At 62.9% G+C, this 23366-nt stretch carries 24 protein-coding genes; 22 read left to right on the top strand and 2 right to left on the bottom strand.

The annotated features are described in order from the left end of the window. The first annotated feature begins 41 nt into the window (after nucleotides 1–41). From rpsB to AC07ZH_RS12980, 21 genes are all read left to right on the top strand, one after another. A complete protein-coding gene (gene rpsB, locus AC07ZH_RS13080) occupies nucleotides 42–794 on the top strand; it encodes a 30S ribosomal protein S2 (RefSeq protein ID WP_495200118.1) in 753 nt (250 codons plus the stop codon). 101 nt (nucleotides 795–895) lie between these two features. Beyond that, nucleotides 896–1819, top strand: a complete 924-nt coding sequence (gene tsf / locus AC07ZH_RS13075) for a translation elongation factor Ts (protein ID WP_119110462.1) — start codon at nucleotides 896–898, stop codon at nucleotides 1817–1819. A gap of 51 nt (nucleotides 1820–1870) precedes the next feature. Beyond that, on the top strand, nucleotides 1871–2593 hold the full coding sequence (gene pyrH, locus AC07ZH_RS13070; RefSeq protein WP_495200117.1) for a UMP kinase: 723 nt from the start codon (nucleotides 1871–1873) through the stop codon (nucleotides 2591–2593). Between the two features lie 42 nt (nucleotides 2594–2635). Then, nucleotides 2636–3193, top strand: a complete 558-nt coding sequence (gene frr, locus AC07ZH_RS13065) for a ribosome recycling factor (RefSeq protein WP_495200116.1) — start codon at nucleotides 2636–2638, stop codon at nucleotides 3191–3193. A gap of 23 nt (nucleotides 3194–3216) precedes the next feature. Beyond that, nucleotides 3217–3948 (top strand): polyprenyl diphosphate synthase, encoded by a 732-nt coding sequence (gene uppS / locus AC07ZH_RS13060; protein ID WP_495200115.1) that lies wholly within the window; start codon nucleotides 3217–3219, stop codon nucleotides 3946–3948. 9 nt (nucleotides 3949–3957) lie between these two features. Further along, entirely contained in the window at nucleotides 3958–4809 is an 852-nt protein-coding gene (locus tag AC07ZH_RS13055; protein WP_495200114.1) for a phosphatidate cytidylyltransferase, read from the top strand. Beyond that, on the top strand, nucleotides 4809–5999 hold the full coding sequence (gene ispC, locus AC07ZH_RS13050) for a 1-deoxy-D-xylulose-5-phosphate reductoisomerase (RefSeq protein ID WP_495200113.1): 1191 nt from the start codon (nucleotides 4809–4811) through the stop codon (nucleotides 5997–5999). Before AC07ZH_RS13055 ends, ispC begins: the two co-directional genes overlap by 1 nt. A 17-nt stretch (nucleotides 6000–6016) precedes the next feature. Continuing rightward, nucleotides 6017–7375, top strand: coding sequence for an RIP metalloprotease RseP (rseP, locus tag AC07ZH_RS13045; RefSeq protein ID WP_495200112.1), 1359 nt, complete (start codon nucleotides 6017–6019; stop codon nucleotides 7373–7375). A 52-nt stretch (nucleotides 7376–7427) separates the two neighbouring features. Further along, a complete protein-coding gene (bamA, locus tag AC07ZH_RS13040) occupies nucleotides 7428–9725 on the top strand; it encodes an outer membrane protein assembly factor BamA (protein WP_495200111.1) in 2298 nt (765 codons plus the stop codon). Continuing rightward, on the top strand, nucleotides 9725–10243 hold the full coding sequence (locus AC07ZH_RS13035) for an OmpH/Skp family outer membrane protein (RefSeq protein ID WP_495200110.1): 519 nt from the start codon (nucleotides 9725–9727) through the stop codon (nucleotides 10241–10243). The genes bamA and AC07ZH_RS13035 overlap by 1 nt, the downstream gene beginning before the upstream one ends. Nucleotides 10244–10270: 27 nt before the next feature. After that, entirely contained in the window at nucleotides 10271–11263 is a 993-nt protein-coding gene (gene lpxD / locus AC07ZH_RS13030; protein ID WP_495200109.1) for a UDP-3-O-(3-hydroxymyristoyl)glucosamine N-acyltransferase, read from the top strand. Further along, a complete protein-coding gene (fabZ, locus tag AC07ZH_RS13025) occupies nucleotides 11260–11700 on the top strand; it encodes a 3-hydroxyacyl-ACP dehydratase FabZ (RefSeq protein WP_119110471.1) in 441 nt (146 codons plus the stop codon). Before lpxD ends, fabZ begins: the two co-directional genes overlap by 4 nt. 13 nt (nucleotides 11701–11713) lie before the next feature. Beyond that, entirely contained in the window at nucleotides 11714–12502 is a 789-nt protein-coding gene (gene lpxA / locus AC07ZH_RS13020; protein ID WP_119110472.1) for an acyl-ACP--UDP-N-acetylglucosamine O-acyltransferase, read from the top strand. A 3-nt stretch (nucleotides 12503–12505) separates the two neighbouring features. Continuing rightward, nucleotides 12506–13663, top strand: coding sequence for a lipid-A-disaccharide synthase (gene lpxB / locus AC07ZH_RS13015; protein ID WP_495200146.1), 1158 nt, complete (start codon nucleotides 12506–12508; stop codon nucleotides 13661–13663). Beyond that, nucleotides 13635–14273, top strand: a complete 639-nt coding sequence (gene rnhB, locus AC07ZH_RS13010) for a ribonuclease HII (RefSeq protein ID WP_119110473.1) — start codon at nucleotides 13635–13637, stop codon at nucleotides 14271–14273. Before lpxB ends, rnhB begins: the two co-directional genes overlap by 29 nt. Continuing rightward, entirely contained in the window at nucleotides 14270–15043 is a 774-nt protein-coding gene (locus tag AC07ZH_RS13005) for a TrmH family RNA methyltransferase (RefSeq protein ID WP_495200108.1), read from the top strand. Before rnhB ends, AC07ZH_RS13005 begins: the two co-directional genes overlap by 4 nt. Nucleotides 15044–15254: 211 nt before the next feature. Next, entirely contained in the window at nucleotides 15255–16457 is a 1203-nt protein-coding gene (carA, locus tag AC07ZH_RS13000; RefSeq protein ID WP_495200107.1) for a glutamine-hydrolyzing carbamoyl-phosphate synthase small subunit, read from the top strand. Continuing rightward, the gene (locus tag AC07ZH_RS12995; RefSeq protein ID WP_495200106.1) at nucleotides 16454–16849 is read left to right on the top strand and encodes a hypothetical protein; all 396 of its coding nucleotides are present in this window, start codon (nucleotides 16454–16456) and stop codon (nucleotides 16847–16849) included. The genes carA and AC07ZH_RS12995 overlap by 4 nt, the downstream gene beginning before the upstream one ends. Before the next feature lie 9 nt (nucleotides 16850–16858). Beyond that, the gene (gene carB / locus AC07ZH_RS12990) at nucleotides 16859–20104 is read left to right on the top strand and encodes a carbamoyl-phosphate synthase large subunit (RefSeq protein ID WP_495200105.1); all 3246 of its coding nucleotides are present in this window, start codon (nucleotides 16859–16861) and stop codon (nucleotides 20102–20104) included. Between the two features lie 182 nt (nucleotides 20105–20286). Then, a complete protein-coding gene (gene greA, locus AC07ZH_RS12985) occupies nucleotides 20287–20763 on the top strand; it encodes a transcription elongation factor GreA (RefSeq protein WP_119110476.1) in 477 nt (158 codons plus the stop codon). A 121-nt stretch (nucleotides 20764–20884) separates the two neighbouring features. Beyond that, nucleotides 20885–21313: a DUF4149 domain-containing protein gene (locus AC07ZH_RS12980; RefSeq protein WP_495200104.1), complete on the top strand. Its 429-nt coding sequence runs from the start codon at nucleotides 20885–20887 to the stop codon at nucleotides 21311–21313. Nucleotides 21314–21369: 56 nt separating this feature from the next. On the opposite strand, the gene AC07ZH_RS12975 is transcribed toward AC07ZH_RS12980, so the two are convergent. Continuing rightward, entirely contained in the window at nucleotides 21370–22116 is a 747-nt protein-coding gene (locus AC07ZH_RS12975) for a glycosyltransferase (protein WP_495200145.1), read from the bottom strand. 5 nt (nucleotides 22117–22121) lie between these two features. Beyond that, nucleotides 22122–22598, bottom strand: a complete 477-nt coding sequence (locus AC07ZH_RS12970; protein WP_119110499.1) for a YhbY family RNA-binding protein — start codon at nucleotides 22596–22598, stop codon at nucleotides 22122–22124. A gap of 108 nt (nucleotides 22599–22706) precedes the next feature. Between AC07ZH_RS12970 and AC07ZH_RS12965 the strand changes: the two genes are divergently transcribed. Then, on the top strand, nucleotides 22707–23357 hold the full coding sequence (locus AC07ZH_RS12965) for an RlmE family RNA methyltransferase (protein WP_119110479.1): 651 nt from the start codon (nucleotides 22707–22709) through the stop codon (nucleotides 23355–23357). Nucleotides 23358–23366 lie beyond the last annotated feature (9 nt).

The following is a 23366-nucleotide window of genomic DNA, read 5'->3' as shown; positions in this document are numbered from 1 at the left end:
ATGTCGGACTGGATTTTAGACCCAACCTTTGGAGTACTTTTATGGCAGTCACCATGCGCGAAATGCTGGAAGCCGGCGTTCACTTCGGCCACCAGACCCGGTTCTGGAACCCCAAGATGGCCCCGTACATCTTCGGCCACCGCAACAAGATTCACATCATCAACCTGGAAAAGTCGCTGCCGATGCTCCAGGAGGCGACGAAGTTCGCTCAGCAGCTCACCGCCAACCGCGGCACCGTGCTGTTTGTCGGTACCAAACGCCAGGCCCGCGACACCATCGCAGCTGAAGCCCAGCGCGCTGGCGTGCCTTTCGTGAACCAGCGCTGGCTGGGCGGTATGCTGACCAACTTCAAGACCGTCAAGACCTCCATCAAGCGCCTCAAGGACATGAAGGCGCAGCAGGAAGCTGGCCTTGAATCCCTGAGCAAGAAAGAGCAACTCATGTTCACGCGTGAGATCGAGAAGCTCGAAAAGGATATCGGCGGCATCCAGGACATGACGGCCCTGCCCGATGCCATCTTTGTGGTCGACGTGGGCTTCCACAAGATCGCCATTGCTGAAGCCAAGAAGCTCGGCATTCCGTTGATTGGTGTGGTTGATACCAACCATTCGCCCGAAGGCATTGACCACGTCATTCCTGGCAACGACGACTCCGCCAAAGCGGTTGACCTGTACGTGCGCGCCATGGCGGATGCGGTCGTTGAGGGCCGCAACAACGTGGTGTCCGATGTGGTGAAGGCGGTGTCCACTGAAGGCTCTGACGAGTTCGTGGAAGTGCAAGAGACCGTGGCCTGAGAGTCCCCTGCCCGCGCGACGTTTGTCGCAAGAAAAAGCGGGGCTGAATCGGCCCCCTTTTTTTATCTTGATACGACTGAATTGAATTTGGAGAACTGAGAATGGCTGCAATTACCGCAAGCATGGTGGGTGAACTGCGTGGCAAGACGGATGCCCCGATGATGGAATGCAAGAAGGCGCTGACCGAGGCCAATGGCGACATGGTCAAGGCCGAAGAGCTGCTGCGCGTCAAGCTCGGCACCAAGGCCGGCAAGGCGGCGTCGCGTATCACGGCCGAGGGCGTGGTGGCAAGCTTCATCGACGGCAACACCGGCGCGCTGGTTGAAGTCAACAGCGAAACCGACTTCGTCAGCAAGAACGACAGTTTCATCGCCATGGCGAATGCCGCCGCCGAGCTTGTTGCCAAGCACAACCCGGCCGACATCGCCGCGCTGGGCGCACTGGCGTATGAACAAGACAGCTTCGGTCCCACGCTGGAAGACGTGCGCAAGGGTCTGATTGGCAAGATTGGCGAGAACATGTCGTTCCGCCGTTTCCAGCGCTTTGCTGGCGGCGACAAGCTTGCGTCTTACCTGCACGGCACGCGCATTGGCGTGGTGGTGCAGTACGAAGGCGACGAAACTGCCGCCAAGGATGTGGCGATGCACATTGCCGCCATGAAGCCTGTGGCCCTCGCCAGCAGCGATGTGCCTGCCGAGCTGATTGAAAAAGAGCGCTCGGTGGCCGCTGCCAAGGCTGCGGAAGACAAAGCCAAGGCGCAAGCCGAAGGCAAGCCGGTGCAGTCCGACGAAATCGTGGCCAAGCGCATTGAAGGCGGCGTGCAGAAGTACCTGAAGGAGGTGTCGCTGTTCAACCAGGCCTTCGTGAAGAACGACAAGCAAAGCGTCGAGCAGATGCTCAAAGAGCGCGCCACCACCGTCAAGGGTTTTGCTCTGTACGTGGTCGGCGAGGGCATCGAGAAGAAGGTGGACGACTTTGCTGCCGAAGTGGCTGCCCAGGTCGCCGCTGCCAAGGCCGGCGCCTGAACACTGTCCATACGTCTGTTCACCAACCAAAGCCTCAAGAAGGAGCGTTCCATGACGACTGCCACACCGGCCTACAAGCGCATTTTGCTCAAGCTGTCCGGTGAGGCGCTGATGGGCGACGATGCCTTTGGCATCAACCGCGCCACCATTGTGCGCATGGTGGGCGAGGTGGTAGAAATCACCCGCATGGGCGTCGAGGTGGCGGTGGTGATTGGTGGGGGCAACATCTTTCGCGGCGTCGCGGGTGGTGCCGAGGGCATGGACCGGGCCACAGCCGACTACATGGGCATGCTGGCCACGGTGATGAATGCGCTGGCGCTTGCCGATGCCATGGACAAACAGGGACTGACGGCGCGCGTGATGTCGGCCATTTCCATCGAGCAGGTGGTGGAGCCGTACGTGCGGCCCAAGGCGCTGCAGTACCTGGAAGAAGGCAAGGTGGTGGTGTTTGCCGCCGGCACCGGCAACCCGTTTTTCACCACCGACACGGCAGCGGCGCTGCGCGGCGCCGAGATTGGCGCCGAACTCGTTCTTAAGGCCACCAAGGTGGATGGCGTGTACACCGCCGACCCGCACAAGGATCCGTCGGCCACGCGCTATGCGACACTGAGCTTTGACGAGGCCATGGTGCGCAACTTGGGCATCATGGACGCCACCGCGTTTGCTCTGTGCCGCGACCAGAAGCTTCCGGTGAAGGTGTTTTCCATCTTCAAGCCCGGGGCACTCAAGCGGGTTGTGATGGGGTTGGACGAAGGCACGCTGGTGCATGCCTGAAGCACTGCGCGGCCGCGGGCCCCGATTTCGAGGAGAAAGAACATGACAACCGATATTCGCAAGACCATGGAGGGCAAGATGGACCAGTCCATCGTTGCCTTCAAGAACAACCTGCAGAAAATCCGCACCGGCCGCGCCAGCCCCGCGCTGCTCGATTCCATCCATGTGGAGTACTACGGCTCCATGGTGCCACTCAGCCAGGTGGCCAACGTGCAATTGCTCGACGCCCGCACCATCAGCGTGCAGCCGTGGGAAAAGGGCATGGGGGCCAAGATCGAAAAGGCCATCCGCGAGAGCGACCTGGGTCTGAACCCGGCATCTCTGGGCGATCTGATCCGTGTTCCCATGCCGCCCATGAGCGAAGAGCGCCGCAAGGAAATGACCAAGCTGGCGCGCAACGAGGGCGAGTCGGCCAAGATCGCCGTGCGCAACCTGCGCCGCGACGCCAACGAAGCTGTCAAGCGCATGGTCAAGGACAAGCTGGCGTCCGAAGACGACCAGAAGCGCTCCGAGGCCGAGATTCAGAAAATCACCGACCGCCATGTGGCGGACATCGACGCCTTGGTGATCGCCAAGGAACAGGACATCATGGCGGTGTGAAAGCACCGCTGCACCCCGTCTGCATGGCCCAATCCCTCGCTGCACCCACCCACATCGCCATCGTCATGGATGGCAATGGCCGCTGGGCAAAACGCCGTTTCCTGCCGCGTCTCGCGGGCCACAAGCAGGGCGTGGATGCGTTGCGCCGCTGCGTCAAGGCCTGCGCCGAGCGTGGCGTGTCGGTGCTTACCGTATTCGCGTTTTCCTCCGAAAACTGGAATCGCCCGGCCGACGAAGTGTCCGGCCTGATGGAACTGCTGGCACGGGCCATAGGGCGCGAAGTGTCGCAATTGGCGCGCGATGGCATTCGCCTGCACTTCGTCGGCGAACGCGCCAACCTTACGGCTTCCATGCGTGCGGGTCTGGAGCAGGCCGAGGAGCAGACGGCACACTGCACGCGCATGGTGCTCAACATTTGCTTCAACTATGGTGGCCGCTGGGACATTGCCCAGGCCGCAGCCAGCCTGGCGGCGCGCGGCGAGGCGATCACGCCGGACAGTCTGGACGCCGCCATGGCGCTGTCGCATGTGCGCGACCCCGACCTTTTGATTCGCACTGGCGGCGAGATGCGGCTGAGCAATTTCCTGCTGTGGCAAAGTGCTTATTCCGAACTTTTTTTCAGCGACAAGCTCTGGCCGGAGTTTGACGAGGCAGCGCTGGATGCGGCCATAGCGGCCTACCATGGCCGCGAGCGCCGCTTTGGCCTGATTTCTGAGCAACTTGCCCAAGAGCCGCACGCTCTGGCGCGTGCCTGAAGGACCGCCATGCTCAAGCAGCGCATCGTCACGGCCCTGGTCTTGTTGGCCATTTTGTTGCCGGCGCTTTTCTACCCACAGCCGATTGCATTTGCGGCCGTGGTGCTGGTGCTGGTGGTGGGAGCAACCTGGGAGTGGGGGCGGCTCAATGGCTGCACGTTTGCCGCATCGCTCGTGCTGGCAGCCCTTTGTGCGCTTCTGTGCCTTGCGTCCTGGCAGGCCGGCTGGCTGCTACGCCCCTTGGTGCTGTTGTGGACCGTGGCGACTGGGGCCTGGGTGCTGGGCTCGGCCTGGCTGCTGCGCGCGGGGGTTGCGGGTTGGCCTCGCATTCCACAGGCGCTGCGGCTTGTCGCTGGCGTGCTCGCCCTTTGGCTGGCATGGCTGGCGGTGGTGCGGGCGCGCATGATCGGTATCAACTTTCTCCTGTCGGTGATGGCGCTGGTCTGGATGGCCGACATCGCCGCCTATTTCACTGGCCGCAGCTTTGGCCTGCGCTTCACGAAAAACAAGCTGGCCCCCTCGATCAGCCCGGGCAAGAGCTGGGAAGGCGTGTGGGGCGGTGTTGCCGGAGTGTTGCTGCTGGCTTTGGCGTGGTCTGTGCTAGACCGCCATTGGGGCGCCACCGTACCCAGCCTTTACTCGCGCCTGGCAAGCCAGGGCCCGTGGCTGCTGGTGCTTGGCGTATTGTTCATGGCTTGCATGAGTGTCGTGGGGGATTTGGTTGAATCGCTGGTCAAGCGCAGTGCCGGTGCCAAGGACAGCAGCAATCTGCTCCCTGGTCACGGTGGCGTGCTCGATCGTGTGGACGCCTTGTTGCCCACGCTACCGCTGGCCATGATGCTGACCTCGTTGGTGGCCTGATGCGCCAACGTATCACGGTACTTGGCTCGACCGGGTCAATCGGCAAAAACACCCTCGACGTCGTCGCGCGTCACCCCAAGCGTTTCGAGGTGTTTGCCCTCAGTGCCGCCACGCAGGTGGATCTGCTGCTGGCGCAGTGCGCCCAGTTCCAGCCACGCTACGCGGTCATGGCAAGTGCAGTTCACGCACGCGAATTGGCTGAAAAAATCAAGTCAAATGGGCTTCTGACGCAGGTAATTCAAGCGCATGATGCTCTTGAAATGATAGCGTCTCACCCGGAGGTGGACAGCGTCATGGCCGCCATCGTCGGGGCTGCGGGCCTGGCGCCCTGTCTGGCTGCGGCGCGTGCTGGCAAGCGCCTGCTGCTGGCCAACAAGGAAGCCTTGGTGGTGGGCGGCGAGGTTTTCTTGCAGGCGGTTCGCAGCGGCGGCGCCACCTTGCTGCCGATCGACAGTGAGCATTCGGCTATTTTCCAGTCACTCCCGGAAGACCCGGCGACCTGGGCCGGGCGCGTTGACAAAATTATTTTGACCGCCTCGGGCGGGCCCTTTCGCTCCCGTGCGCCGGCGAGCCTGCGCGATGTCACCCCCGAAGACGCCTGCGCGCACCCGAACTGGGTCATGGGGCGCAAGATTTCAGTGGATTCGGCCACCATGATGAACAAGGTGCTGGAGGTGATCGAGGCGCGCTACCTCTTCGGGCTGGCGCCGGCGCAGCTCGATGTGGTGATCCACCCGCAGAGCACCATCCATTCGATGGTGCAGTACCGCGACATGTCGGTGGTGGCACAAATGGGCACCCCCGACATGCGCGTGCCGATTGCCTATGGGCTCTCCTGGCCGGAACGCGTCGCCTCGGGCGCCGCAGCGCTCGATTTCCATGCACTCAGTGCCATGACCTTTGAGTCCATCGACGACCATGGCCATCCCGAGCGATTCCCAGGCTTGCGCCTGGCCTGGGAATCGCTGGCCGCAGCGCCCGGAACCACGGTGGTGCTCAATGCGGCGAATGAGGTGGCGGTGCAAGCGTTTCTGGAACGGCGTATCCGTTTTGACCAGATTCACGCCTTGAATCTTGAAACTTTGTCCGCAGTCCCCTCGTCCAATCCCGATTCACTCGACGCCCTGCTCGATCTTGATGCCAAAGCGCGCAGCAGCGCCGAGCAGCATGCCATGCGCATGTCTGCCTGAGTTTCGAGGAAACAGCCATGCTGACCTTCATTGCTTTCGTTGGCGCACTTGCCATCCTGATTGCTGTGCATGAATACGGCCACTACCGCGTGGCGGTGGCCTGCGGTGTCAAGGTGCTGCGGTTTTCGGTGGGTTTCGGCAAACCGATTCTGCGTTGGCAGCCCAAGGGCTCGCCCACTGAATTCGTGGTGGGCGCCATCCCGCTGGGCGGCTTCGTGCGCATGCTCGACGAGCGCGAGGCGCCTGTAGCCCCTGAAGAAAAGCACCTGGCGTTCAACAACAAGCCGCTGCGCGCACGAGCGGCCGTGGTGGCGGCCGGGCCGCTGGCCAATTTGCTGCTGGCGGTACTGCTCTACGCCGTGGTGAACTGGGCGGGCGTGCAAGAGCCTATGGCGTACCTGTCAAGCCCACCAGAGGGCTCCATCGCCCAGCGCGCCGGGCTGCATGGCGGTGAGTTGGTGCAGAGCATTGCATTGGGAGACGACCAGCCCAGCGAAGTGCGCTCGTTTGAGGATCTTCGCTGGACGTTGACGCGCGGTGCGCTCGATGGTCTACCTGCCCGGCTGGAGGTCCAAGCCCGTCCTGGCGTGTCGCGCAGCGTGCTGCTGCCGCTCGATGAGATAGATGCCAAGCAAGCCGATGCCGACCTGCTGCGCAAGGTCGGCATTGCTACCCCCTGGAGCCGGCCCGTGATTGGCGAGTTGGTAGCGGACGGCGCCGCAGCCCGCGCCGGCCTGCAAAAGGGGGATCTGGTGCTGCGTATCGGCCCGTCGGAAATAGACGACGCGCAGCAACTGCGTGAACGTATCCGCGCCTCGGTGAGCGCGGGTGCCCCGTTGGCGCAGAACTGGAGCGTCGAGCGCGGCGGTCATGTACTGGAGATCACGGTGGCGCCCGATGCCGTGGGCGACGAAGGCCAGGTGATTGGCCGCATTGGCGCGTATGTGGGCGAGCCCCCCCGCTTTACCACGGTACGTTATGGAGCGCTGGAAGGCTTGTGGAATGGGGTCAAGCGCACCTGGCAGGTGTCGGCACTCTCGCTCAAGATGATGGGGCGCATGGTGATTGGCCAGGCCTCCCTCAAGAACATCAGCGGCCCACTGACCATTGCCGATTACGCCGGCCGCTCAGCCCATGTGGGCGTGACCCAGTACCTGACGTTTCTGGCCCTGATCAGCGTCAGTCTCGGGGTGCTGAACCTGCTGCCACTGCCGGTGCTCGACGGCGGCCACCTGATGTATTATCTTTGGGAGGGCATTACAGGCAAGGGCGTGTCCGAAGTCTGGATGGAAAATCTGCAGCGTGGCGGCATTGCGGTCTTGCTGCTTATGATGTCCATCGCATTGTTCAACGATTTCACCCGGCTATTTGGCTAACTTGCGGGCCCGTGCGAAAGCATACGGCGGTACCCGACATCGATCTCTCTCCATGATGAAGAAACTACCTCGCTTTGGCGTGCGGACCGTTGCGGCCGTGGCGGCCCTGGTTCTCGCAGCACAGGCGGCCTGGGCGCTTGCGCCTTTCAAGGTGCGTGATATCCGGGTGGAGGGTCTGCAGCGTGTAGAGCCCGGAACGGTTTTTGCGTCGCTGCCCGTGCATGTCGGCGACGACTACAACGACGAGAAGGGCGCAGCGGCCATTCGGGCGTTGTTTGCCCTGGGCCTGTTCACCGATGTGCGTTTGGAAGCGTCTGGCGATGTGCTGGTCGTGGTGGTGCAGGAGCGACCCACGATTGCCGCCGTGGAGTTTTCCGGGGCGCGCGAATTCGACAAGGACACGCTCAAAAACGTGATGCGCGACATTGGCCTGACCGATGGTCGCCCGTACGACAAGGCGCTGGCTGACCGCGCCGAGCAGGAGCTCAAGCGCCAATACATCAACAAGAGCTTTTACGCTGCCGAGGTGGTGACCACGGTCACGCCGGTGGATCGCAACCGCGTGAACCTCACTTTTACGGTGACCGAGGGCGAGACGGCGCGCATCAAGGACATCCGCATTGTTGGCAACAAGGCGTTCAGCGACTCGACGCTCAAGGGGCTCTTCGACCAGGACACGGGTGGCTGGCTAAGCTGGTACACCAAGTCCGACCGTTACGCACGGCCCAAACTCAACGCCGATCTGGAAACTCTGCGCTCCTACTACTTGCAGCGCGGCTACCTGGAGTTCCGCATCGACTCCACGCAAGTGGCAATTTCACCTGACAAGCAAGACATTTCCATCACTGTCAACGTCACCGAGGGTGAGCGTTTCGTGGTGTCCGGCGTCAAGCTTGAAGGCAACTACCTGAACCGCGAGGACGAATTCAAATCCCTGGTCGCCATTCGGCCTGGTGAGCCCTACAACGCCGACGAGGTCACGGAAACCACCAAGGCGTTTTCGGACCATTTTGGTAATTTCGGTTTTGCCTTTGCCCACGTTGAGGCTGTTCCAGAGATTGATCGCGAGCACGGCCGGGTGGCGCTGGTATTGACGGCAGACCCGCAGCGGCGCGCCTATGTGCGGCGCATCAACGTTTCAGGCAACGACCGCACGCGTGATGAGGTGGTGCGGCGCGAATTCCGCCAGTTTGAAGCCTCGTGGTACGACGGTGAGAAGATTCGCCTGTCACGTGACCGCGTCGACCGGCTGGGCTATTTCACGGAAGTCAGCGTCGAGAGCGTGGAGGTTCCAGGTGCGCCCGACCAGGTGGATCTGGTCATCGCCGTCAAGGAAAAGCCCACAGGCTCACTGCAGCTGGGGGCAGGTTTCTCCAGTGCCGAAAAGGTGTCGTTCTCGTTTGCCATCAAGCAGGAGAATGTCTTTGGCTCGGGGAACTATCTGGGCATCGACGTCAATACCAGCAAATACAAGCGCACCCTTGTCCTGAGCACCACGAACCCTTATTTCACGCAGGACGGTATTTCGCGCACACTCGACGTTTACTACCGTACCGACAAACCGTACCAAGACCAGGGCGGCAACTACGAACTGGTGACCACGGGTGCCAGCGCGCGTTTTGGCGTGCCGTTCAGCGAAACCGATACGGTGTTCTTCGGCGGTGGCCTGGAGCAGACGCGCATCAAGGCGGGGACCAACATTCCGGCGGCCTACCTGGTCTATGCAGACCGCTATGGCGCCAGCAGCTCGGCCGTGCCGCTGACCATCGGCTGGTCGCGTGACAGCCGCGACAGTGCGCTGGCACCCAACTCAGGCCGTTACCAGCGCCTGAATTCTGAATGGTCGGTCGCGGGGGATGCGCGCTATCTGCGCGCTAACTACCAGTACCAGCAGTACGTACCATTGAACAAGAAGTTCACAGTGGCCCTCAATGGTGAGCTGGGAATGGGCAAGGGGCTTGGTGGCCGCCCGTTCCCGGTGTTCAAGAATTTCTATTCCGGCGGCTTGGGCTCGGTGCGCGGTTTCGATCAGGGCACCCTGGGTCCGCGTGATGTGACGGGCGCATCGCTGGGTGGACCGAAGAAGGTGACGCTGAACGCCGAACTGATCGCTCCCTTCCCAGGGGCTGGCAACGACCGCACGCTGCGCGTGTTTACCTTCCTCGACGTGGGCAATGTGTATGGCGATGGCGACCCCATTCGCTTCAATGAAATGCGTGCCTCTACAGGTGTGGGAATCAGCTGGATCTCACCGCTTGGGCCTCTGCGCCTAGCATACGCCAAGCCTATACGCAAATTCGCCGGCGATAGAATCCAGGCATTGCAATTCCAGATCGGAACGTCCTTCTAATGAAACATATTTCCCGTCACTTCGCGTACGCTCTGGCTCTGGCGTCTGTTGCCGCCTGGGCGCCTGCTCAAGCCGAAGAGTTCAAGGCCGGCTTCGTTCATACCGAACGCGTATTTCGCGAGGCCAACACCGCCAAGGCCGCACAGGCCAAGCTTGAGCAGGAGTTCTCGCGCCGCGATAAGGACCTGCTCGACCAAGGCAATACTCTCAAGGCGGCCAACGACAAGTTCGAACGCGAGGCACCTACGCTCTCCGAGAGCCAGCGGGCCGCCCGCCAGCGCCAGTTGGTGGATCAGGACCGTGATTTCCAGCGCAAGCGCCGCGAATTCCAGGAAGACCTGAACGCGCGCAAGAGCGAAGAGCTGACGCAAATGGGCGACCGTGTGAACAAGGTCGTCAAGCAGATCGCCGAGCAGGAAAAATACGACCTCATTCTTGACCAGGCGGTCTACATCAATCCCAAGAATGACATCACGGACAAAGTGATCAAGGCGCTCAATGCGGCGCCTGCCAAGTAAGCGCGGCCTGCGAGTTGCGGTGTTGGCGTGAGTCTTCGCCTGGGGGAAATCGCCGAGGCCTTGGGTGCGCATCTTTATGGCGACGCGCAGTTAGGCATTGATCGGCTGGCGCCGCTTGAGACAGCGGGGCCCGACGCGCTGAGCTTTCTGAGCAATCCGCGTTACCAGCAGCAGCTTGCCGCTTCCAAAGCGGCGTGCGTCATCGTGGCTCCCGCCATGGCCGAGCTGGCGAAAGCGCGCGGTGCCTGTATCGTCGCGGACGACCCGTATGCCTGCTTTGCACGTGCGACCAAGCTATGGAAGCGACATATCGGCCCTGCGCGAGTGGGCGGAATTCACCCCAGCGCCGTGGTCAGCCCGGACGCCGTGGTGCATCCCTCGGCCGCCATTGGACCCCTGTGCGTCATTGAACGAGGTGCCGAGGTCGGCGCGGACACTGTGCTGCGCAGCCGAGTCACGTTGGGCGAGGATTGCCACATCGGCGCTCGCTGCATCGTCCACTCGGGCGTGGTGATTGGCGCCGACGGCTTTGGCTTTGCGCAGGAGCGAGGCGCCTGGACCAAGATCGAGCAGCTCGGCGCGGTGCGCATTGGCGACGATGTAGAGATCGGCGCCAACACCTGTATCGATCGCGGCGCCCTGGACGACACGGTGATTGAAGACGGTGTCAAGCTCGACAACCTGGTGCAGATCGGCCACAACGTGCATGTCGGACGCCACAGCGCCATGGCGGGCTGCGTGGGCGTTGCCGGCAGTGCGAAGATTGGTGCACGCTGCACTTTTGGGGGCGGGGCCATTGTGCTCGGCCACCTCAGTGTGGCCGATGACGTCCATGTTTCGGCCGCTACGGTCGTGACGCATTCGATCCATCGGCCCGGCCACTACACTGGCATGTTCCCTATCGATGACAATGCGCGCTGGGAAAAAAACGCCGCTACGCTCAAGCAGTTACACCGCTTGCGCGAGCGCATCAAGGCGCTGGAAAGCTGCCTGGAAAACAACACACCCGAACGCCCATGATGGACATCCACGCAATTCTCAAGCAACTCCCCCACCGCTACCCTTTTCTGCTGGTGGACCGGGTGCTCGAACTCGAGCGCAACACGCGCATCAAGGCCGTCAAGAACGTCACCTTCAACGAGCCCTATTTCATGGGGCATTTTCCCGGGCATCCCGTGATGCCGGGTGTCTTGATTCTTGAGGCGCTCGCCCAGGCGGCAGGGCTTCTGGCGTTTGATGCCATGGGCCAGGTGCCTGATGAAAACAACATTTACTACTTCGTCGGTATCGACGGCGCCCGTTTCAAGCGGCCCGTGGAGCCGGGCGACCAGCTGATGCTGGACATCACCATCGATCGCGTGCGTGGCGGTATCTGGAAGTTCAAGGGGATCGCCAGCGTCGGCGACGAGGTTGCCTGCGAGGCGCAACTCATGTGCACCATGCGCGCCGTCGGCTAAAGAGAGGCGAGAAGTGGTCGCGGCGCGCATACACGCCACCGCCGTCATTGATGCGGCGGCGCAGATTGATTCCTCTGTCGAGGTGGGCCCTTACGCCGTGATTGGCCCGCATGTGTCCATCGGTGCTGGCAGCACGGTGGGGGCACACTGCGTGATCGAAGGGCGCACGACGATTGGCGCCGACAACCGCATCTTCCAGTTTGCTTCCCTGGGCGCGGTGCCGCAGGACAAGAAATACGCTGGCGAGCCGACCGAACTTGTCATTGGCGACCGCAATGTGATCCGCGAGTTCTGCACCTTCAACATCGGTGTGCCGGGGGCAGGTGGCATCACGCGCGTGGGCAGCGACAACTGGATCATGGCGTATACGCACATCGCGCACGACTGCCGCGTTGACAACCACACCACGCTGGCCAATAACACCACGCTGGCCGGTCATGTTCACCTTGCTGACTGGGTCACGATCGGCGGACTCACCGGCATTCATCAGTTTGTCTCGATCGGCGCCCACGCAATGGTTGGCTTTGCCAGCGCCGTGTCGCAAGATGTGCCCCCCTTCATGCTGGTCGACGGCAATCCGCTGGCCGTGCGCGGCCTCAACATCGTCGGCCTGCGCCGCCGCGGCTTCTCGACAGCGCGCGTGCGGGTCATCAAGCAGATGCACCGTCTGCTCTACCGCCAGGGCCTGACGCTGGCCGCAGCGCGCGCGGCGATTGCAGAACTGCCGGCCGAGGACGCGCAGCAGGACGTGGCGATGATGCTCGACCTGCTGGATGCGTCGTCGCGCGGCATCGTGCGCTGAATGATGCCGTCGCAACCGCGCATCGCCATGGTGGCGGGCGAAGCCTCTGGTGACCTGCTGGCCAGCCTGCTGCTGGGCGGTATGCGGGGTTTGTGGCCGGATTTGCAGGCCTTTGGCATCGGCGGGCCGCAGATGGCGTCGCAAGGCTTTGATGCGTGGTGGCCGAGCGACCGGCTTGCCGTGCACGGCTACAGCGTCGAGCTGCTGCGGCGTTTGGTGGAACTGGTGCGCATCCGGCGCCAGTTGCGCGCGCGGCTGCTGGCTGCGCCGCCCTCGGTCTTCATCGGCGTGGATGCCCCCGATTTCAATCTGGCGCTGGAGACTGATCTGCGCGCCGCCGGCACGCGCACGGTGCATTTTGTCTGTCCGTCCATCTGGGCCTGGCGTGCCGATCGGGTGGAGAAAATCCGCCGCGCTGCCGACCACGTGCTGTGCATTTTCCCATTTGAACCGGCATTGCTCGCGAAGCACGGCATTGCGGCGACCTACGTGGGCCACCCACTCGCTGCCGTGATTCCACGCGAGCCCGACCGCGCTGCGGCGCGCGCACGGCTCGGCTTGCCGCAGGAGGGGCCGGTGCTGGCCATTCTGCCCGGCAGCCGCAGTGCCGAGGTGCAGTACATCACTCCAGCCTTTTTCAAGGCCGCAGCGCTTATCCGACAAGCGCTTCCAGCTATCAAAATGATAGTTCCCGCGGTGCCGGCGCTGCAGGAACGCATTGCCGCTTGCGCGCGTGAGTGCGGTATGCAGGACGCGCTGCAGATCGTCACGGGACAGTCGCATACGGTATTGGCGGCTTGCGATGTCACGCTGATTGCCAGCGGCACCGCCACACTGGAGGCCGCGCTCTTCAAGCGCCCCATGGTCATCGGCTACCGCATGCACCCAGTGAGCTGGCGCCTGATGCGCCGCCGCCAGCTCCAGCCCTGGGTGGGCCTGCCCAACATCCTGTGCCAGGATTTTGTCGTGCCCGAGCTGATCCAGGACGCCGCCACGCCCGAGGCGCTGGCCGCTGCGGTGCTGGAGTGGTTGGCTGCTTGCCAGTCCCGATCTGACCGTGTCACGGCGCTGCAAAAGCGCTTTGCCGCATTGCACGACACACTCGCGCGCAATACCTCTGAACTGGCCTCGGATGCGATCCGCCAAATCATTGAAGCCTGAACAAGGCCACCTTCCCTGGCATGGTCCGGTTCTGACGGCCGGCGTGGATGAGGCTGGGCGAGGGCCTCTGGCAGGCCCCGTCGTGGCAGCGGCGGTGATCCTGGACGAGCGCCAGCCCATCGCCGGGCTGAACGATTCCAAAAAACTCTCACCGGCGCGGCGTGAAGCGCTGTTCGAGCAGATTCGCGCCCGCGCCCTGTGTTTTGCCATTGCCGAGGCCAGCGTCGAGGAGATCGACCGGCTCAACATCCTGCAGGCGACCCTGCTGGCCATGCAGCGCGCCGTGGCCGGTCTGCGCCTGCGCCCGGGCCTGGTGCTGGTGGACGGCAACCGATTGCCGGTGCTCGATTGCGCGGCCGAGGCGATAGTGGGGGGCGATGCGCTGGTGCCATCCATCTCTGCCGCGTCCATCCTGGCCAAGGTGTACCGCGACCGCTGGTGCGTCCAGGTGGATGCGCAGTACCCGCAATACGGCTTTGCTGGCCACAAGGGCTATGGCACGGCGGCGCACATGGACGCCTTGCGGGCCCACGGCGCCTGCCCGCTGCACCGGCGCTCGTTTGCACCCGTGGCCTTGCATTGGCGCGCCCCTGGGGAGCCAGCGCCATGACAGCGCCGCAGGTGGTGCACATCAGCTCACGCGACAACCCGCTCGTCAAGGACCTGCGGCGCCTGGCGCAAGACAGTACGCAGTACCGCAAGCAGGGGCGCGTGTGGATCGAGGGCGAACATTTGTGCGAGGCGGCGCGCCAGCGGGGCCGCGCACCTGCCATCGCGGTTTTTTCAGAGTCTTTTTGGCCTCTGGCGCATATGGATAAAGCGCCTTCAGCTATTAAAGTCATAGTACTTCCAGATGCTTTGTTTGCCAGCATCAGTGCGTTGGAGTCGCCTGCCGGCATGGGCTACGTGCTGGATCTTCCGGTCGCCGCGCGGCCCGATCCGCAGGCGCCCACGGTGGTGCTCGACCGCGTGCAGGACGCCGGCAACGTTGGCTCTATCCTGCGCAGCAGCGCGGCGTTCGGTTTTCGCCAGGTGCTGGCCTTGAAGGGCAGTGCGGCCCTGTGGTCAGCCAAGGTGCTGCGTGCTGGTATGGGGGCGCATTTTGGGCTCACTCTGGTAGAAGGTCTGGAGAGCGAGGATCTGGCTGCGTTGCAGGTGCCGCTTTTGGTGACGCATGTGCATGAGGGCGATTTTTTGCACCGGGCAGCGCTTCCCTGGCCTTGCGCCTGGGTGTTTGGGCACGAAGGGCAAGGGGTTGCACCCGGTATTGAGGCGCACGCTACGCAGCGCATTCGGATTGCACAACCAGGCGGTGAAGAATCCCTCAACGTGGCAGCCGCTGCCGCCATCTGTCTGCACGCCAGCGGCTGCATGCGCTGAGCCTGGAAGCACCCAAGGCGGATCGGGATCGGGGTCTCGCGCGGTCCGTCGCCTGCATGAGCAGGCGCCTGCGGCTACAATCGGGGGCTTTTCTCGCAACAGCGTCGCCCGACCGCACCCAAAGCAATAAACTATCCGAGAGCCGCCATCCACGCATGCCATGCGGGATTGTGCGCAGGCGCCGGGCGACCGTAACCATCCGGAGAACCCAGTGCTTTTGTCTCTCAAGGGAAGTTTCCCGCCCGCCATCCTGGCGCTTGCAGACGGCACGGTCTTTATCGGCAATTCGATTGGAGCCCCCGGCTCCACGGTCGGCGAGGTGGTGTTCAACACCTCCATGACCGGCTACCAGGAAATCCTCACCGACCCGAGCTACTGCCAGCAGATCGTGACCCTCACGGTCTCGCATGTGGGCAACTACGGCGCCAATGCTGAGGATGTCGAAGCCGCGAGGATTCATGCCGCTGGCCTGATCATCAAAGACCTGTCCGCTGTCGTCAGCAACTTTCGCAGTACCGAAAGCCTCTCGTGCTACCTCAAGCGCGCGAACACGGTGGGTATTGCCAACATCGACACGCGTGCGCTCACCCGGCGGCTGCGCAGTACGGGCGCGCAAAACGGTGCCATTCTGGCGTTGGCGCCCGGCCAGGAAGTCACCCAGGCGCTGCGGGACGAGGCGGTGGCGCAAGCCCGTGCTGCGGCTTCCATGACCGGTCTGGATCTGGCCAAGGTGGTTTCCACGCCAACCCGCTACGAGTGGAGCCAGACCGAATGGCAACTGGGCGCCGGCTATGGCGAGCAGCAGGCACCGCAATTCCACGTGGTGGCCTACGATTTTGGGGTCAAGTACAACATCCTGCGCATGCTTGCCGCGCGCGGCTGCCGCGTCACCGTCGTACCGGCGCAGACCACGGCTGCCGAGGCCTTCGCGCTGGCACCCGACGGCGTGTTCCTCTCCAATGGCCCGGGCGACCCGCAGCCCTGCGACTACGCCATTGCCGCCACCCGCGAGATCATTGACTCCGGCATGCCAGTTTTCGGCATCTGCCTGGGGCACCAGATCATGGCGTTGGCGGCGGGTGCCAGCTCGTTCAAGATGGCGCATGGCCACCACGGCGGTAACCATCCCGTGAAAGACCTGGATACCGGGCGCGTAAGCATCACCAGCCAGAACCATGGTTTTGCCGTGAAAACAGAGAGCCTGCCGGCGCACCTGCGCGCCACGCACGTGAGCCTGTTCGACGGTACCTTGCAGGGCCTGGCCTACCGGAACAAGCCGGCCTTCAGCTTTCAGGGCCACCCTGAAGCCTCGCCTGGGCCCCACGACATCGCCGGCCTGTTCGACCGCTTTGTCGATGCCATGCACGATGCCCGAGTTGCTGCCGGTTCGACAGCTGGAGCCGTGGCGGCATGAAGCTGTTCAGTTTTCCTGCCGCGGCGTTTGAAAAGGCCATCCACAAACGCGTGCTCAGCCTGCCACCGCCGCACCGTGAATGGTTTGCCGAGCGCTGGCAGCAAAAACCCTACAAGAAGGCGTTCATTGAACACAAGGCCATGCCGCTGGTCACATTGGTGGCCAAAGGCAAGACCTGGGACGACGCCACCTTCGCCGAGGCGCTGCAGGAGTGGGACGCCACCTTCTATGAAGCCGAGACCGAAGTGCTGAGCCCACTCGTTCAGGGCGACGGCCTGCTGCAGCTGATGCAGAAAAACCTGCCCGCCGAGCGCGCCACGCAGCTCCTGGAAAAGCTCCAGCAGCGCCGCGCCGCGGCCGGGCCCGATGCCCCAGCCGCATCCAACGACTGATTGCACCCCATGCCAAAACGCACAGACATCAAAAGCATCCTCATCATCGGCGCCGGCCCCATTGTGATTGGCCAGGCCTGCGAATTCGACTACTCCGGCGTGCAGGCCTGCAAGGCGCTGCGCGAAGAAGGCTACAAAGTCATCCTGATCAACAGCAACCCCGCGACGATCATGACCGACCCGGCCACGGCTGATGTCACCTATATCGAGCCCATCACCTGGCAGACGGTCGAGAAGATCATTGCCAAGGAGCGCCCCGACGCCATCCTGCCCACCATGGGTGGCCAGACGGCGCTCAATTGCGCGCTGGACCTGTGGCACCACGGCGTCTTGAACAAGTACAAGGTCGAACTGATTGGCGCCACGCCCGAAGCCATCGACAAGGCCGAAGACCGTCTCAAGTTCAAGGATGCGATGACCCGCATCGGCCTGGGTTCGGCGCGATCGGGCATCGCCCACAGCATGGACGAGGCCTGGGCCGTGCAGAAAACGCTGGGCTTTCCGACCGTCATCCGCCCCAGTTTCACGCTGGGCGGCACGGGCGGCGGCATTGCCTACAACCCCGAAGAGTTCGAGACGATTTGCAAGCGCGGCCTTGAAGCTTCGCCCACCAGCGAGCTGCTGATTGAAGAGTCGCTCCTGGGCTGGAAAGAGTACGAGATGGAAGTGGTGCGCGATAAGGCGGACAACTGCATCATCATCTGCTCGATTGAAAACTTGGACCCCATGGGCGTGCACACCGGTGATTCCATCACCGTGGCCCCCGCGCAGACGCTGACCGACAAGGAATACCAGATCATGCGCAACGCCAGTCTGGCCGTGCTGCGCGAGATCGGCGTGGACACGGGCGGCTCCAACGTGCAGTTCTCGGTGAACCCGAAGGACGGCCGCATGATCGTCATCGAGATGAACCCGCGCGTCTCGCGGTCGTCGGCACTGGCCTCCAAGGCCACGGGTTTCCCGATTGCCAAGGTGGCGGCCAAGCTGGCCGTGGGCTATACGCTCGATGAATTGCGCAATGAGATCACGGGTGGCGCCACACCGGCGTCGTTCGAACCCTCGATCGACTACGTGGTCACCAAGATCCCGCGCTTTGCTTTCGAAAAGTTCCCGGCTGCCGATAGCCGCCTGACTACGCAGATGAAGAGCGTGGGTGAGGTCATGGCCATGGGCCGCACCTTCCAGGAATCCTTCCAGAAAGCACTGCGCGGCCTGGAAGTGGGCGTGGACGGCATGAACGAGAAAACCCAGGATCGTGAAGTGCTCGAAAAAGAGCTGGGCGAGCCCGGCCCCGAGCGCATCTGGTACGTGGGGGATGCCTTCGCCATGGGACTCTCCGTGGACGAAGTGTTCGAGCTCACCAAGATCGACCGCTGGTTCCTGGTGCAGATCGAGCAGATCGTGAAGATCGAGCTGGATATCGACCAACTGACCGCCGAGCAAGGTGAGGGCGCCTTGGCTGCGCTGGATGCCGGTGAGCTGCGCACTTTGAAGCAAAAAGGTTTTTCCGACCGGCGCTTGGCCAAGCTGCTCAAGACGACCGAAAAGGCCGTACGCGACCAGCGCCGAGCACTGAATGTGCGCCCGGTCTACAAGCGGGTTGACACCTGCGCGGCCGAGTTCGCCACCAACACCGCCTACCTGTATTCGACCTACGAGGAAGAGTGCGAGGCCGAGCCTACCGACAAGAAAAAGATCATGGTGCTGGGCGGCGGGCCGAACCGCATTGGCCAGGGCATTGAGTTCGATTACTGCTGCGTGCACGCTGCCCTCGCCATGCGCGAGGACGGCTACGAGACCATCATGGTCAACTGCAACCCTGAAACCGTGTCCACCGACTACGACACCTCGGACCGTCTGTATTTCGAGCCGGTCACGCTGGAAGATGTGCTGGAAATCGTGGACAAAGAAAAGCCCGCAGGCGTGATCGTGCAGTACGGTGGCCAGACGCCGCTCAAATTGGCGCTGGCACTCGCCGCCGAGGGTGTGCCCATCATCGGCACCAGCCCCGACATGATCGACGCCGCCGAAGACCGCGAACGCTTCCAGAAGCTGCTGGGTGCGCTGGGCTTGCGCCAGCCGCCCAATGCCACGGCGCGCACGGAGCCCGAGGCACTGGAGAAGGCCGAGGCCCTGGGCTACCCATTGGTGGTGCGCCCGAGCTATGTGCTGGGTGGCCGCGCCATGGAAATCGTGCACGAGCAGCGCGACCTGGAGCGCTACATGCGCGAGGCCGTGAAGGTCAGCCACGATTCGCCCGTGCTGCTGGACCGCTTTCTCTCCAACGCCATCGAATGCGACGTGGACTGCGTGCGCGACTGCGCCGGTGTCACCTTCATCGGCGGCGTGATGGAGCACATTGAGCAGGCAGGAGTGCACAGTGGCGATTCGGCCTGTTCGCTGCCGCCTTACTACCTGTCGCAGCCCACCATCGACGAAATCAAGCGCCAGACAGCCGCCATGGCAGAGGGGCTCAGCGTGGTGGGCCTGATGAACGTGCAGTTCGCCATCCAGCAGGTGGACGGCCAGGACATCATCTACGTGCTTGAAGTAAACCCGCGGGCTTCCCGCACCGTGCCTTTCGTCAGCAAGGCCACGGGCATTCAGCTGGCCAAGGTGGCGGCGCGCTGCATGGCGGGGCAGACACTGGCAAGCCAGGGTATTGCCAAAGAAGTGACGCCGCCCTATTTCAGCGTGAAGGAGGCGGTTTTCCCCTTCGTCAAATTCCCGGGTGTGGACACGATCCTTGGCCCCGAAATGAAATCCACCGGCGAGGTCATGGGTGTTGGCAAGACGTTTGGCGAGGCTTTCGTGAAGAGCCAGCTCGGAGCCGGCACCAACCTGCCGACGTCCGGCAAGGTGTTTCTTACGGTCAAAAACAGCGACAAGCCGCGCGCGGTGGACATTGCGCGCCAGTTGGTCGAGCTGGGCTTTGAGCTGGTCGCCACCAAAGGCACGGCCGCTGCGATTGCCGCTGCCGGGGTGCCGGTGCAGGTGGTCAACAAGGTGACGGAAGGGCGTCCGCACATCGTGGACATGATCAAGAACAACGAAATCGTCATGGTCATCAACACCGTGGAAGAGCGCCGCAATGCCATTGCCGACTCGCGCGCCATTCGCACCAGTTCTTTGTTGGCCCGGGTCACCACTTTCACCACCATTTTTGGCGCCGAAGCCGCGGTTGAGGGCATGCGCCACATGGACCAGCTCGACGTGATCTCCGTGCAGGAGATGCACGCGCAGCTCCTGGCCTGAGGCCCCCCGGGGGGGCTTCTTTCGAGAACGCAAACACGGCATAATCAGCGCCAGATCAACACCGCCGCGCGGCAACGTGCGGCGGTTTGCTTTTGGGGCATGCCACACCACCTTCTGGCTGTGCATGCGTAGACAAGCCGCGCTTTTCTGCGGCACACCACCACCAACGGAGACGTCGGGCCATGGCCACTCTTCCCATTACCAAACGCGGCGCCGAGAAACTCAAGGCCGAACTGCATAGACTCAAAACGGTGGATCGTCCCGCCGTTATCGCCGCCATTGCCGAGGCTCGCGCCCAGGGCGATTTGAGCGAAAACGCCGAATACGACGCCGCCAAGGACCGCCAGGGCTTCATTGAAGGGCGCATCCAGGAAATTGAAGGCAAGCTCTCGGCGGCTCAGATCATCGATCCGAGCACCCTCGATGCTGAAGGGCGGGTGGTGTTTGGCGCCACGGTCAAGCTGGAGGAAGAAGACACGGGCGAAGCCGTTACCTACCAGATCGTGGGAGAAGACGAGGCCGACCTCAAGCAAGGGCTGATCAACATTGGCAGCCCGATTGCACGTGCCTTGATTGGCAAGGTCGAAGGCGATACCGCCGAAGTGCAGGCACCAGGTGGCGTGCGCCACTACGAAATCGTGGCAGTCAGCTACGCCTGATGAGGCGACAACCCCCTAGTAGGCACCGCCAGTGCGGCGAAGTAGCCTTTGCACGGCGGCCGCTGGCGTGGGTTGCGCCAGTGTCGCGGGCTGCGCACGGCGCAAGCGATAGGGTGCGCACATGAGCCCCCTGCGCCAGCGCTTTCCTGTCCTCCTCGCCGCCTTGTGGTGGGGGAGCCTGACCACGCTTGGCGCGCTGGTCGTTCCCATGCTGTTCGTCCACCTGGCGACCCCAGCCATGGCGGGCAATATGGCGGCGCGCTTGTTTGCTGTGCAGACCTGGGTGTCCGTTGGCTGTGGCCTGCTTCTGCTCCTGATCTCAAGGCCAAGAGGGGAGGTAGCGCAATATCCATGGGCGCGCGCAGCTATGGTTTTCATACTGGCGGGCATGCTGCTCGCTGTGCTGGTGCAGTTTGGTGTGGCGCCGCGCATCGAGGCGCGGCAAAACCTGCGCCTGTGGCACGGCGTGGGCTCCACAATGTTTGGCCTGCAGTGGTTGTGTGCGCTGGCCGTGCTGTGGTGTACGGCAGATAAGCGACCATTCCCCTGAGCCGCTTGCGCGGCGTTCGCTGGTAGAGACACGAGTCGACTGCCGCCGCGCCGATGCTACTCGTGCCAGTGCTCGGCTACCCACGCAGCGGGGCGAATAAAACGAAAACGTCGGTTGCGCCGCCCCGCCAATGCGTCGGGCGGGTTGCATTCGCCATGGAAGATCACGACGCGTGCGCCCTCTGGCACGAAGGGGAGGCGCCAGTAATTGGTCGGCCAGCGCGGAATGCAGTGGTATTTGAAGCTCGGGCACCAGGTGTCGGGCCAGTAGGCGAGCTTGCCCTGGCGGTGCAGGAAATCCGACAGATACGCCTGCTCGTTGCGAAAGCGCCGCCGAATTTCGTCGAAATGCGTGCGGAAGTAAGCGAGCACATCGGGATGGGCACCCAGCTCGAACCGGTACACCGACGAGTTGCCGGTGATGCGCCAGGGCCGCTTGTGGTCGTGGATGATGAGAAATTCACCCGGCTGGGTGAAAAAATCGTCCAGGCTGCCGGTGACCACCACGTCCACGTCCAGGAACAGCGCCGTGCCCTGCAAACCATGGAGATCGGCGGCGAAGGTGGCGAGCTTGTTCCAGCCACGCTCGGGAATACCAGCGGGCAGGTCCAGCGGTGGGATTGGCAGGCACTGCACTTCGCTGCGGATGCCTGCGGGATCGTCCGTCAGGCAGACAAAGTTGAAGTCTCCCCTCAGGTGCCGGCGTACCATGGTGTAGAGCCGGTTGATGTACTCGGGGCCGTATTTCGTGCCCCATTTCATGCAAATGACGTGGCGCGGGTGCGCCTGGCTGGCCTCACGCATCGCCGTCAAGGGGCCTGGCGTTTCTTGATCGAGATGGGCCTGGGTTTCTTGGCGCGCTTGACCTGGCCGCCTGGCGTCAGCCGCTGGTTGCCCAGCACGCGCAGTTGCTTGATCTCTGGGCGTTGGCCGCCGCGCTTGCTGTACTTGAGCACCTTGACATCGCGCGGGCCGGGCATGCGGTCCTCGTCGGGAGTTTTGAGCTTCTCGGGCTGGGGGCGCCACAGCACCAGGAGCTTGCCAATGTGCTGGATGGGTGCGGCATTCAGTTCTGCAGCGAGTTCCTGGTACATCAGTTCGCGCGCCGCGCGGTCGTCACTGAAGACGCGGATCTTGATCAGGCCATGCGCGTCGAGCGCAGCTTCGATTTCCTTGCGCACTGCGGGCGTCAGGCCATCGCCGCCTACCATGACCACAGGGTTCAGGTGGTGCGCCTGGGCGCGCAATTCGCGGCGCTCGGCCGAGTGGAGTTCTATTTGGGGCATGGCACGTATTATGTCTGCGGCCCGGCGTAGGGTGCCTTCACTGCACTTGCGCGACATGTGTGCTTGACGCAATCGCCACTACCGAATGTCGAGCGACAATGGACTTCCATGAAAGTCAAAACCCAAAGCAAGAAGGTCAACAAGGCTTGGCTGAACGACCACGTCAACGACACCTACGTGAAACTCGCTCAGCATGAGGGCTACCGCGCGCGCGCCGCCTACAAGCTCAAGGAGATTGACGAGCAGTTTGGCCTGCTGCGCCCAGGCGCGGTGGTGGTCGATCTGGGCAGCGCACCTGGGGCCTGGAGCCAGTATGTGCGCCGGCGCCTGGGAAGCAGCGGTGGTGGCCAACTGGCGGGAACCATCCTGGCGCTCGACATACTGCCCATGGAACCTATCGAAGGCGTGCGCTTTCTGCAGGGGGATTTCCGCGAAGACGCGGTGCTGGCACAACTGGAAGCAGCGCTTGAGGGGCGCAAGGTGGACCTGGTGGTCTCGGACATGGCGCCCAATCTCTCGGGCATTGCAGCAACCGATGGCGCGCGTATTTCGCTCTTGGTCGAGTTGGCGCTTGACTTTGCCCGTGCCCATCTGCAGCCGCAAGGAGCGCTCGTGGCCAAGCTGTTTCACGGCCAGGGCTACGACGCGCTGGTGCAAGGCTTTCACGCGCAGTTTCGTGTGGTGAAAACCGTGAAACCCAAGGCCTCGCGCGACAAGTCTTCTGAAACCTTTCTGGTCGGGATAGGCCGCAAAGATTGAGAGACCGCA

The organism is Simplicispira sp. GW247-4R2A (genome assembly GCF_059424465.1).
The sequence above is the reverse complement of the archived record's forward strand: the minus strand, read 5'-3'. Positions and strand labels throughout refer to the sequence as shown.